Source organism: Brockia lithotrophica (assembly GCF_003633725.1).
Lineage (GTDB): Bacteria > Bacillota > Bacilli > Thermicanales > DSM-22653 > Brockia > Brockia lithotrophica.
Genome location: NZ_RBIJ01000005.1, coordinates 99369 through 111193, shown reverse-complemented (window position 1 = coordinate 111193; position 11825 = coordinate 99369). Strand labels below are relative to the sequence as shown.

The following is an 11825-nucleotide window of genomic DNA, read 5'->3' as shown; positions in this document are numbered from 1 at the left end:
TCCGCGTTACGGGATCTTCACGGGGACGATGAGGTGAACCCACCCGGGATCGAGCTCGGGACGCACGAGGAACGGCTTCCACGATCCGTTGAATTGAAGGACGGCCCTTTCTTCCTCCCAACCCTTGAGCGCCTCGAGGAGGTAGCGCACGTTGAACCAGATGGTCAGCTTTTCGCCTTCGAACCCTTCTACGGGAAGGATCTCCCGGTAGCTTCCGAGCTCGGGGTGGTTGGCACTCAGGACGAGGGCTCCGCCTTCGGCATCGAGCCGAACCGTAGGCTGGGCGCTCTTCTGCACCACGAGGGCCGCGCGTTCAAGCGCCTCGCGAAACGGCTCTACGGCCACGAAGAAGGTCGTCTGGGCCTCCAAGGTGAGGAGGTTGTCCGTTTCCGGATACACCCCTTCGAGGAGGCGAATGGCGATCTCCAATCCCTCGCTCCGAAGGCCAAGGGTGCTCTTCCCGAAGGTGATCCGCCAGAGATCGGCTTCGTCTAAGAGAGGGAGGATGTCTTCCAGGCGGGAGGCAGGGGGAATCGCTTCGACGGGAGCGTCTACAGGCACTTCGAGGGGGAGCACCCGTCGGGCAAGCCGGTGGCTGTCCGTGGCGACGAAGACGAGTTCCCCGTCGGCCGCACGCCAGCGAACGCCTTTGAGAATGGGACGCGTATCGCTCGAACTGGCCGCAAAGAGCACACTCCTTAGGGCCCGCTCCAACCTTTCGCCGGCGAGGGGAAGGCTCACTGCCTCGACTTCCTCGGGAAAGGGGGGGAAGTCCTCGGGATCCATGGGGCTTATGCGAAACTCCACGTCGCCCTGTCGGACGCGTACGCGTTCCTCTTCGAGGGCGATTTCCACAGGACCCGAAGGTAGGCGGCGGAGGAGGTCAAAGAAAAAGCGCGCAGGGACCACCGTGCGTCCCTCTTCGGCGGCGAGGTCCACGGGGACCCATGCGCGTACGTACAACTCGCCGCTCGCGCCGGCAACTACGAGGCGGTCGTCCGCAACTTCGAGATAAAGTCCTGCAAGGATCGGCAAGGCGACGCGCGCGTCGACAGCGCGGATCGCCCGTTGCACGGCGGGAAAGAGCACTTCCCGTTCGACGTGAAGCCGCATGGAGGATACGCATCCTTTCTCTTCTTCTCGTGAAAAAGAAAGACGTCGTACCCGTCATAGTCCGTGGAACCTGTGGACAACGTGTCCGACCACGAATTCCCAAGGGAGTGGCCTGTGGATTTCTTTGGGCACGGTCATCCACTTGTGAATACCTTGAGGCGCTCCCTGAGTTCGTTCACGATGCGCGCGAGGTTTTTGTCCCTTTGGATTTCCCTACGGATCTTTTCATGGGCGTGGATCACCGTCGTGTGGTCTTTACCGCCGAATTCCTGGCCGATCTTGGGAAGCGAATGTTCGGTGAGTTCGCGTGCGAGGTACATGGCGATCTGCCGGGGGAGGACGAGGTTGCGGGTGCGTTTTTTTCCGACGAGGTCTTCGCGGCGGATCCCGAAGTAGTCGCTTACGACCTTTTGGATGTCGAAGATGGTGAGGTGCTTTTGCAATTTGTTTGTCTGGACGAGGTCCCGCAGGGCCTCTTCCGCTAGGTCTACGGTGATATCTCGGTTGATCAGGGACGCGTAGGCGAGAACACGGGTGAGCGCGCCCTCGAGTTCGCGGATGTTCGTCTGCACCTGCCGGGCGATGAAGGCGATCACTTCGTCGGAGATCTCGAGTTGTTCCGCACGAACCTTTTTGTGAAGGATGGCGATTCGCGTCTCTAAGTCCGGCGGTTGGATGTCCGTGATGAGGCCCCACTCGAAGCGGGAACGGAGGCGGTCTTCGAGCGTCGGGATTTCCTTGGGCGGCCGGTCGCTCGTGATTACGATCTGCTTGCTCGCCTCGTACAACGTGTTGAACGTGTGGAAGAATTCTTCCTGCGTCTGCTCCTTTCCCGCAAGAAACTGAATGTCGTCGATGAGCAGGACGTCGATCGTTCGATATTTTTGCCGAAATTGTTCGGCGCGGTTGTCGCGGATGGCAGCGATGAACTCGTTCGTGAACTTTTCTGTAGAGATGTACAAGACGCGCATGTGGGGGTGGTGGCGGCGTACGTGGTGTCCGATGGCGTGCAGGAGGTGGGTTTTCCCGAGCCCCACTCCGCCGTAGATGAATAAGGGGTTGTACGAAGAAGCTGGACGTTCGGCAACGGCCAGGCAAGCGGCGTGGGCGAAGCGGTTGCCGCTGCCCACGACGAACGTCTCGAAGACGTACTTGGGGTTGAGGGGAGAGCTTTCAAACGTGCTGCCGGGTGGAGCGCTTGGCGGCGGTTCGAGTTCGTCTTCGGTCACGAGGCGAAGGCGCAAGGGTTTTCCTCCGATGTCGGACAGGAGGGTTTCCAAGGCCGTTTGGTAGTGTTCTTCGAGCCAATCTTTGATGAACGGATTCGGTGCTTCGACGACGAGCGTGTTTTCCGACAAGCGGAGGGCCCGCGTATCGCGAAACCACGTGTCGAAGCTGGGTTTCGGCAGCCGCGACTGCAACCGCCCGAGGACGAGGTCCCAGAGTTCCTGGGCCGGAGATACCCCCGCCGACCAGCGGGGAAGGTTGTGCATTGTGTGCGACATGATATCCACACCCTGTGGATAGATTTGTGGATGACGCCGCTCGTCCACAGTTGAGGGTGAGTCCATCTTAGCAAAGGAGGATAGAACGGTTCAACGATCCCCGCGCCCAATCCACAGAATCCACAAGCCGTGCGGCGAAAAATGTGGATCCTGTGGACATGTGGGTGGACTGCGGATTCCTCTGTGGAAAACCCTATGTTCGGGATTTCTTGACGGGGGCGGGTGGGCGCCATATAATTGGGTACGATTTCACGGGAGGGATCGCACGATGGGGAAACCGACATACAACCCGAGCAAGCGGCGGCGGAAGCGGACGCTGGGCTTCCTCGTTCGGATGCGGACGAAGTCTGGGCAAAAGATCATCAAGGCGCGCCGCCGGAAGGGACGGAAGCGCCTCGCCGTTACAGAGCGGCGTTAAGGAGTTGGGGGATGTGGGCCTCTCCCGAAAGGATCGCCTGCGAAAGAACGAAGATTTTGAGCGCGTGATCACGGGCGGGAAATCGGTAGCCGATCCCCGCCTCGTTGTTTATTATGAGAGGCGAGACGACGGGGGACGGGCCGTTGGGGTTTCCGTGGGGCGGCGGTTGGGGGATGCGGTGTTGCGCAACCACTACAAGCGCAAGTTGCGGGAAATCCTGCGGCGCGCACTTCCCCACATCCGTCCGGGATACAATCTCGTCGTCCTCGTGCGTCGCGGCGGAATCGGGGCAGAGTTTTCCGAGCTCGAGGCATCGCTCGTACGCCTCCTCAAGCGGGCAAACCTCTGGCGGGAGGACGAGGGTGTTCTGCCTTCCGGAGGGGAGGAAGGCGCTCCGGAAACGCGTGGCGCGGAAGGCGAAGAATCGGAGGGATGAGGCGTGAGGAGGATTGTTTTGGGAACACTCCGCGCCTACCAGAGGTACGTGTCCCCCCTGAAACCTTCTTCGTGCCGCTTTTATCCGACGTGCTCGGAGTACACGGTCCAGGCCGTGGAAAAGTACGGGGTCGTCAAGGGGCTTGTGTTGGGGGCCAAGCGGGTCGCGCGTTGCCATCCCTTCCACCCCGGTGGGTACGATCCGGTTCCGTAGAGGAGTGAACAAAGCGCAATGCGGAGGTCGTCGACACGCCGTGCGCTTCTGGCGCTCGTGCTCTTTGGGGTGGCGTTCTTGGGCGGATGCGGTGCCCCCGTGAACGTCCCTCCCGATCCGCGCAACGGGTTTTTGGACGCGTTCTTTGTCTACCCGATCTACCTCCTCCTCGACTGGTTTGCCTCGATTTTGTGGGGTTCGTACGGGTTGTCCATCCTCGCTGTGACGGTCGTCGTGCGCCTCCTCCTTCTTCCCTTTGCCGCCAAGCAGTACCAGAACTCGATGCGGATCCAGGAGTTTCAACCTGAAATCCAAAAGATCCAAGAAAAGTACCGCAAGGATCCGGAGCGGCTGCGCCAGGAACTCGTGAAGTTTTACGCCGAGCATGACATCAACCCGGCGTCGGGTTGCCTTCCGCTTCTCTTGCAGTTTCCGGTGATCATCGGCCTCTACGACGCAATTCGCAGAAGCCCGCACATCCACGGGGCGAGCTTTCTCTGGTTTCCTCTCGGAACGCCTGATCCTCTGTACATCCTGCCGGTGCTTGCGGGCCTCGTCACCTTGGTGATGAGCGAAGTTCAATTTCGCTACACCCAAAAGGTTTCCCCCGTAAAGCTGCCGAAGGAACAGCTCGCGATGCAGCGGGGGATGCTCTACCTCTCTCCGGCGCTCATTTTCTTCTTCGCCTTGAGTCTGCCGAGCGCCGTTTCCCTCTACTGGGTGATGACGAACCTCTTCTCCCTCTTCCAGACGTACCTCATCTACGAACTCCTCCTCCTCCGACGCCGCCGGGAGAAGGGGTCTCCGAAGGAGGGGGGGGAGCGGGAGGCGTGAAGGACAGCGCCGAAGCTGCGGTGGTACGGGGCGACACGATCGCGGCCATCGCCACCCCGCCGGGGGAGGGCGGCATCGGCATCGTTCGCCTGTCGGGGCCCGAGGCCGTAGCCGTCGCGGACAAGGTCTTTCGCGGCCGCGTCCGCCTCGCCCACGCCCCCTCCCATACCGTACACTACGGGCGAGTCGTAGACCCGCGTACGGAGGAAGTGCTCGACGAAGCCCTCGTCCTCGTGATGCGGGCGCCCCGCACGTTTACCCGCGAAGACGTCGTGGAGATTCAGGGCCACGGCGGCTTTTTCGTCCTCCGGAGCGTACTTCGGGCTGTCCTCTCTGCCGGGGCGCGCCTTGCGGAGCCCGGGGAATTTACGCTTCGCGCCTTCCTCAACGGTCGGCTGGACCTCGCCCAGGCGGAGGCCGTCCTCGACCTCATCCGCGCGCGGACGGAACACGCACGCCGGTTCGCGTTGCGCCAGCTTGCGGGCGACGTATCGCAGGTGGTTCGCGGGCTTTTCGAAGAGGCGCAGGCCCTGAGGGCGCAGGTAGAGCTCGAACTCGACTTTTCTGAGCACGACGAAGGGGAGATCGATCGAGAGGAATTTCTTCGGCGCTTGGAAGTCCTCCGCCGGCGTGTCGGAGACCTCCTTCGGGGAAAGGCTCTCGCCCGTCTCGTGCGCGAAGGACCGGCGGTCGTGCTTACGGGACGTCCCAACGTCGGAAAATCCTCCCTCCTCAACGCCTTGTTGCGTGAAGAGCGGGCGATTGTGACACCCGTTCCGGGGACGACGCGCGACGTCGTCACGGGGGAGCTGGAGCTCGCGGGCTTCCGCTTTCGCCTTTTGGATACTGCGGGGCTGCGCGCCACGGAGGATCCGGTGGAAAGCATCGGTGTCGCGCGCGCGCGGAAGGCGCTGCGCGAGGCGGATCTCGTCCTCTTGGTCGTAGACGGAAGCTCACCTCTCGACGAGGAGGATGAAGAGATCGCGCGGTATGTCGCCTCGTTGTCCGTTCCGACGATCGTCGTCGTGAACAAGTCGGACCTGCCCCGACGACTCGAAGACCGGCGTTTGGCCGAACTTGTGCCGAGTTCGCCGATCGTCTTTGTGTCGGCGGCCACGGGGGAAGGACTGGAGGAGTTGGAAGATCGGCTTCGGCTTTCGGTTCTCGGGGACGGGGGTTGGGAGGGAGTTCTTCTCGTGAACGAGAGGCATCTCCGTCTGGCGGAGGAGGCGGAGGCGGCGCTGGCCGAGGCGGAGGCGTCGATGCGGAGTGGGGCGACCTTAGACCTCGTGGCCCTGCCCCTGCGCGTGGCGTCCGAGCGACTCGGGGCGATCCTCGGGATCGACGTCGGCGAGGACCTCGTACGCCAGATTTTCTCTCGATTTTGCGTGGGAAAGTGAAAGTGGGGGGTGAGCGGGTGGCGGAAGGCTTTTGGGCAGGAGCGTACGACGTGATCGTCGTAGGAGGGGGGCACGCCGGCGTAGAGGCTGCCCTCGCCTCTGCGCGCCTCGGTCGACGTACGCTCCTCGTCACGTTGCACCTGGACTTCATCGCCCGGATGTTTTGCAATCCCTCGATAGGTGGCCCCGGAAAGGGCCACATGGTTCGAGAGCTGGATGCCCTCGGAGGGGAGATGGCCCGGGCGGCCGATCGGACCGCCCTTCAGAGGCGGATGCTCAACACGAGTAAGGGTCCGGCCGTTCGCGCGCTCCGCGCCCAGGTCGACCGGGCGGCGTATTCGCGGTACATGCGGCGCGTCCTCGAGGAAACGCCGGGACTCGACCTGCGGCAAGGGGCGGTGGTGGCACTCGACGTCGCCGACGGGCGCGTCCGCGGGGTGCGTTTGGATACGGGAGCCGTGTACGAGGCGGCGGCCGTCATCCTTGCCACGGGGACGTTTTTGAACGGCGTGGTCATCGTTGGGGAACGCCGCACCCCGAGCGGTCCGGAGAACCTGCCCGCGGCGCGCGCCTTGGGGGAGCAACTCGTTCGGCTTGGCTTTCGCGTGCTCCGGCTTCAGACGTCCACGTCGCCCCGTCTCGACGGAAGGACGATCGACGTTTCGCGCCTCGAACGGCAAGATCCCGATCCCGATGCCCCTTACTTTTCTTACACGTCGCGGGCGGAGGAAGGGCTTACGAGCGCGGGGCTTCCCACGTACCTCACGTACACGACCCCTCCGGGGCACGAAATTGTCCGTCTCAACCTCGATCGGGCACCTCAGGTTTCCGGGGCCATGGACGCCGTAGGGCCCCGCTACTGCCCTTCGATCGAGGAAAAGATCGTGCGCTTTCCCCACCGCGGACGCCATCCGATCTTTCTCGAGCCTGACGGTGCAGATACGTACGAAGTGTACGTGCAGGGACTTTCTACGAGCCTTCCGGAAGACATACAGCGGGAACTTTTGCGAACCATTCCCGGATTGGAAGGCGCGCGCATCCTCCGCGTCGGCTACACGATCGAGTACGACGCCGTAGACCCTTTGGAGCTCTGGCCGTCCCTCGAGACGAAGCGTGTGCGTGGCCTCTTCACCGCTGGGCAGATTAACGGGACCTCTGGGTACGAAGAGGCGGCCGCCCAGGGAATCCTCGCGGGGATCAACGCCGCCCGCTTCGTTCTTGGGGAGCCGCCACTCGTCTTGGGGCGCGACCAGGCATACATCGGCGTCCTCGTCGACGACCTCGTCACGCGCGGCGTGGACGAACCGTACCGCATGCTCACGTCGCGCGTGGAGCGTCGCCTCCTCCTCCGGTTCGACAACGCAGATCGCCGCCTCGTTCCCGTCGGCTACCGGGTGGGGCTCGTGTCCGAGGAGCGCTATCGCGCCTACCTCGCAAAGGTCGAAGCGATCGAGGCCGAGCGACGCCGCCTAACCACCCTGCGCGTCGGTCCGGGGGACGAGGAGGTGCTCCGCGCCCACGGCCTTCCCGTTCCGCGGGAACCGCTCTCGGCCTACGAGTACCTCCGACGGCCCGACGTTTCGTTCACCGACCTCCTTCGGGTCCTGCCCCCGCCTTCTCCGCTTCCGCGCGACGTGGCCGAGGCTGTGGAGATCGAGGCAAAGTACGAAGGGTACATCGCGCGGGAGGCCCAGGAAGTCGCGCGCATGCGCCGCCTGGAGGACAAACGCCTCGACCCCGACTTGGACTACGACGCCGTTCCAGGCCTCTCGCAAGAGGCGCGGGAAAAGCTCCGCCGCGTTCGTCCCCTTACGGTGGGGCAAGCGGCCCGCGTGCCCGGGGTGCATGCGGCAGATGTCTCGGCCCTCCTCGTCTACCTCGCGCAGCGGGAGCGGCGGAAGGAGGCGACGCGGTGAACGACGTTTCCCAGGAGCTCCAACGAAGCGAGGAACTCCTCGCCGCGCTTCTGGCTGCCCGTGGGGTGGAATTGGACGGATGGCGTCGCGAGGCCTTTCGCACCTACTACACCCTCCTCGTTCGCGCCAACGAACGCGTCAACCTCACGGCGATTGCGGATCCCCTCGGGGTATACGTCAAGCACTTTTGGGATTCCCTTACCCCCCTCTTTTCGCCTTACTTTCCGCAGGAGGAATTCTTGGTGGACGTGGGGACGGGAGCCGGGTTTCCCTCCCTCCCCATGAAGATCCTCCGGCCCTCCCTCCGGATTTTGGGTCTCGAGGCTACGCGGAAGCGCGTGCTCTTCGTCCGCGAGGTCGTCCGACGCCTCGGGCTCGAAGGGGTCGAGGTCCTGCACGCGCGAGTTGAGGACTACGCCCGGTCGCACCCGGAACGGCACCGCTTCGCGGTAGCCCGGGCTGTTGCGCCGCTCGCGCGTCTGCTCCCTTGGGTGCGTCCCCTTTTGTCTCCGGGGGGAGTTTTTTTGGCCATGAAAGGTCCCGGGGTTCGGGAAGAGATCCCCGCAGCACGGACGGAAATCGAGGCGTTCTGGGATCTCTTCGGGGAAGAGACGCTCTCTCTCCCCGAGGGATTTGGCGAACGCGTCCTCCTCTGGTTCCGGCGGCGGCCCGAAAAGCGAGGTTGATCGATGTTTCACGTGAAACGCCTTCGGGTGCGGGGCCGGCAGGAAAGCGCCGATCCCGAGGAGAACAAAGAGAAGGAGTACACTTGGTGATCGGTAGGGGCGGAGGAAGATGTCCGGACCGCTTAGGCGACTCTGGGGGAAGTCGGGCGGGGACCGAGTTCCCGCGGAGCGCGTACAGGAACTCCCTGTGGACAAGGTGTTTCCCGGGCCGTACCAACCGAGGCGCGTTTTTTCCGACGAGGGAATCGACGAACTCGTGGAGACGATTCGCCGCCACGGCCTCATCCAGCCCATCGTCGTCCGGCCGGTCGGGGAGGGATTTGAGGTCATCGCCGGGGAGAGGCGCCTTCGGGCGGTGAAGCGCCTAGGACTTCCCACGATCCCTGCCATCGTGCGCGAGCTCGGCGATCGCGAGGCGGCGGCCCTCGCCCTCATCGAAAACCTGCAGCGCGAGTCGCTTTCGCCGATTGAGGAAGCGATCGCCTACCAGAAACTCATGGAGCTACACGGCCTGACGCAAGAGGCCCTCGCCCGGGAGCTCGGAAAGAGCCAATCGACGATCGCCAACAAGCTCAGGCTCTTATCCCTGCCGGAGTTCGTGCAAGAGGCGCTCGCGGAGCGCAGGATTTCCGAGCGCCACGCCCGGGCGCTTCTCGCCGTGACAGACGAGGAGGCGCTGCGCAGGCTTTTGGCGGAAATCACGGAGCGCGAGCTCACGGTCAAAGAGACGGAAGCACGCGTGCGGGCACTGGTCGAGGGAAAGCGGGGAACGTCGCGGAAGGGGGCAAAGGGCGTATTTCGCGGGAATACGCGCGGTGTCGCTCGCGATCTGCGCATTGCCTTGAATACCTTGCGACGAGCGGTGGAGATGGTGCGGGAGGCCGGGATCGACGCGGAGGTGGAAGAACACGTCGAGGAGGGACAGGTCGTCCTCCGCGTCGTGTTGCGAAAACGGGCGTAGAGAGGTAGGGAGGAAGCGTGGGGCGGGTAATCGCCATCGCAAACCAAAAGGGTGGAGTGGGCAAGACGACGACCGCCGTAAACCTTTCGGCCGCCCTCGCGATGCTCGGGAAGCGCGTCCTCCTCGTGGACATGGATCCTCAGGGGAACGCGACGAGTGGGGTAGGCGTGAGCAAGGCGGACGTCACATTCGACGTGTACGACGTCCTCATCAACGAAGTGCCCCCCGAGAAGGTCGTGCGCCCCACGGCGGTGGAAGGCTTGGACGTCCTTCCCTCTACGATTCAGCTCGCCGGGGCGGAAATCGAACTCGTTCCCACCATGTCGCGCGAGCTTCGCCTTCGGCGCGCCCTGGAGCGAATTCGGGACGCCTACGAGTTCGTGTACATCGACTCGCCGCCGTCCCTGGGCTTGCTCACGGTGAACGCCCTCACGGCGGCGGACGGCGTTCTCATTCCCATTCAATGTGAGTACTATGCCCTCGAAGGGCTGAGTCAGCTCCTCAACACGATTCGCCTCGTGCAAAAGCACCTCAATCCGCAGCTCACCGTCGAAGGCGTGCTCCTCACGATGTTCGACGCGCGGACGAACCTGAGCATTCAGGTCGTAGAAGAGGTGAAGCGCTACTTCAAGGAAAAGGTGTACCGCTCCATCATTCCGCGCAACGTCCGATTGAGCGAGGCTCCAAGCCACGGGCTTCCGATCACCGTGTACGATCCGCGTTCCAAGGGAGCCGAACAGTACGTAGAGCTTGCGCGGGAGGTGCTCGAACAACATGAAAAGAAAGTCGGCCCTTGGGCGCGGCCTTGACGCGCTCCTTCCCACCCTCGAAGTACGTGAGGGAGAGGAAGTCGTCCAGATTCCCCTCGATTCCCTAAGGCCCAACCCGTACCAGCCCAGGCGCACGTTCGACGCCGAGGCGTTGGAGGAACTCGCCTCTTCCATTCGCGAGCACGGCGTCCTTCAGCCCATCCTCGTGCGGCCACTCGCGGGGGGTGAGGCCTATGAGATCATCGCCGGCGAGCGCCGCGTGCGCGCCGCGCGATTGGCGGGACTGGAGCGGATTCCGGCGGTCCTTCGCTCCTTTGACGACGCGACGATGATGGAGGTCGCGCTCATCGAAAACGTCCAGCGGGAAGACCTCGACCCCATCGAGATCGCCCGCGCGTACCGCGCGCTCATGGAACGCTTTTCCCTCACGCAGGACGAGGTCGCGCGCAAGATGGGGAAGAGCCGCTCGCTCGTGGCGAACTACCTCCGCCTTCTCGCCCTTCCCGAGCGGGTTCAGGAATATGTTTCACGTGGAACGCTCAGCATGGGACACGCGAAGATGCTCGCGGGACTCGAAGACCCCCGGACGATCGGCGAGCTCGCGGATCGCGTCGTGCGCGAGGGCTGGAGCGTGCGCAGGCTCGAGGAATTCCTCCGCAGACAGAGGCGGGGAAGTCGCAGCACTGTGCGGCGTGAGGAAACGGCGGGACGCCCGTCCGAATACGCGGTTCTCGAGCGGGAACTGTCCGAAGCGCTCGGCGCACCCGTGCGGATCCGCGCTTCCGGTGCGGCGGGGGCGGTAGAGATCGCCTTCTTCGATCGCGAGGACCTGGAGCGCATCGCCGAACTCCTCGTGGGGAAGGGCGGGGCTCGGTGAGCGCACTTTGGGGCACCGTCGTGAACACGGCAGCCATACTCGTCGGTACGCTTTTCGGCGTGCGCGTCTTTCGCCTCTCGGCGTCCACGGCAGACGCCGTTCTTCGCAGCATCGCCCTCGCCGTGTCCATCCTCGGGATTCAGATGGTTCTCGCGTCCCCGCACTTCCTCGTCGTCGTCGCGAGTCTCGCCTCGGGCACGCTCCTCGGGGAGCGGTGGGACCTTCACGGGAAACTCGAAGCCTTGGGAAGGGAACTCGAGGCGCGGCTGAGCGCGGGAAGGCGGGGGGGTGTAGCCAATGCCTTCGTGACCGCGTCTCTCGTGTACGTCGTCGGGTCGATGGCCATCGTCGGCGCTCTTGACGGCGGGCTCAGAAACGAGCATCATGTGTTGTACACCAAGGCGTTTCTCGACGGGTTTACGGCCGTCCTCTTTGCGGGCACGTTGGGTCCGGGAGTCGCCTTGAGCGCCGTTCCCGTGTTTCTCTACGAAGGGACGATAGCGCTTTCCGCACGCTGGCTTACGCGCGCGGTTTCCGAGGACCTCCTTCTCAGGATCACCGCAGAGGTGAGCGCCGTCGGGGGGGTTCTCATCTTCGCCATCGGACTCAACCTGCTCGAGCTCACGCGCCTGCGCGTGGCAAACATGTTGCCCGCCTTGGTCGTCGCAGGCTTGTTGGCTCTATTCGTGTAGGGCC

13 protein-coding genes are annotated in these 11825 nt (G+C 63.6%); 11 read left to right on the top strand and 2 right to left on the bottom strand.

What is annotated here, in order from left to right:
- Positions 1–6: 6 nt before the first annotated feature.
- Together dnaN and dnaA are read right to left on the bottom strand one after the other, a co-directional pair.
- Positions 7–1113, bottom strand: a complete 1107-nt coding sequence (dnaN, locus tag C7438_RS07815; protein WP_121444806.1) for a DNA polymerase III subunit beta — start codon at positions 1111–1113, stop codon at positions 7–9.
- A gap of 134 nt (positions 1114–1247) precedes the next feature.
- Positions 1248–2606: a chromosomal replication initiator protein DnaA gene (gene dnaA, locus C7438_RS07810; RefSeq protein ID WP_121444840.1), complete on the bottom strand. Its 1359-nt coding sequence runs from the start codon at positions 2604–2606 to the stop codon at positions 1248–1250.
- A gap of 280 nt (positions 2607–2886) precedes the next feature.
- Here dnaA and rpmH point away from each other — a divergent pair, with 280 nt between their 5' ends.
- From rpmH to C7438_RS07760, 11 genes are all read left to right on the top strand, one after another.
- Complete coding sequence (rpmH, locus tag C7438_RS09170; RefSeq protein WP_170143644.1) at positions 2887–3036, top strand: 50S ribosomal protein L34; 150 nt, start codon at positions 2887–2889, stop codon at positions 3034–3036.
- Between the two features lie 13 nt (positions 3037–3049).
- Complete coding sequence (rnpA, locus tag C7438_RS07805; RefSeq protein ID WP_170143643.1) at positions 3050–3472, top strand: ribonuclease P protein component; 423 nt, start codon at positions 3050–3052, stop codon at positions 3470–3472.
- 3 nt (positions 3473–3475) lie between these two features.
- The gene (gene yidD / locus C7438_RS07800; protein WP_121444804.1) at positions 3476–3685 is read left to right on the top strand and encodes a membrane protein insertion efficiency factor YidD; all 210 of its coding nucleotides are present in this window, start codon (positions 3476–3478) and stop codon (positions 3683–3685) included.
- An 18-nt stretch (positions 3686–3703) separates the two neighbouring features.
- Complete coding sequence (locus tag C7438_RS07795; protein WP_121444803.1) at positions 3704–4519, top strand: YidC/Oxa1 family membrane protein insertase; 816 nt, start codon at positions 3704–3706, stop codon at positions 4517–4519.
- Positions 4516–5919 (top strand): tRNA uridine-5-carboxymethylaminomethyl(34) synthesis GTPase MnmE, encoded by a 1404-nt coding sequence (mnmE, locus tag C7438_RS07790; protein WP_211322148.1) that lies wholly within the window; start codon positions 4516–4518, stop codon positions 5917–5919. The genes C7438_RS07795 and mnmE overlap by 4 nt, the downstream gene beginning before the upstream one ends.
- Before the next feature lie 17 nt (positions 5920–5936).
- The gene (gene mnmG, locus C7438_RS07785; protein ID WP_121444838.1) at positions 5937–7835 is read left to right on the top strand and encodes a tRNA uridine-5-carboxymethylaminomethyl(34) synthesis enzyme MnmG; all 1899 of its coding nucleotides are present in this window, start codon (positions 5937–5939) and stop codon (positions 7833–7835) included.
- Positions 7832–8521 carry a 16S rRNA (guanine(527)-N(7))-methyltransferase RsmG gene (gene rsmG, locus C7438_RS07780; RefSeq protein WP_121444802.1) on the top strand — a complete coding sequence of 230 codons (690 nt, stop codon included), beginning with the start codon at positions 7832–7834 and terminating at the stop codon, positions 8519–8521. The genes mnmG and rsmG overlap by 4 nt, the downstream gene beginning before the upstream one ends.
- 109 nt (positions 8522–8630) lie before the next feature.
- Positions 8631–9482 carry a nucleoid occlusion protein gene (gene noc, locus C7438_RS07775; protein WP_121444801.1) on the top strand — a complete coding sequence of 284 codons (852 nt, stop codon included), beginning with the start codon at positions 8631–8633 and terminating at the stop codon, positions 9480–9482.
- 17 nt (positions 9483–9499) lie between these two features.
- Positions 9500–10291: a ParA family protein gene (locus C7438_RS07770; protein ID WP_121444800.1), complete on the top strand. Its 792-nt coding sequence runs from the start codon at positions 9500–9502 to the stop codon at positions 10289–10291.
- Positions 10257–11129 carry a ParB/RepB/Spo0J family partition protein gene (locus tag C7438_RS07765; protein WP_121444799.1) on the top strand — a complete coding sequence of 291 codons (873 nt, stop codon included), beginning with the start codon at positions 10257–10259 and terminating at the stop codon, positions 11127–11129. Before C7438_RS07770 ends, C7438_RS07765 begins: the two co-directional genes overlap by 35 nt.
- Entirely contained in the window at positions 11126–11821 is a 696-nt protein-coding gene (locus C7438_RS07760; protein WP_121444798.1) for a DUF554 domain-containing protein, read from the top strand. Before C7438_RS07765 ends, C7438_RS07760 begins: the two co-directional genes overlap by 4 nt.
- Positions 11822–11825 lie beyond the last annotated feature (4 nt).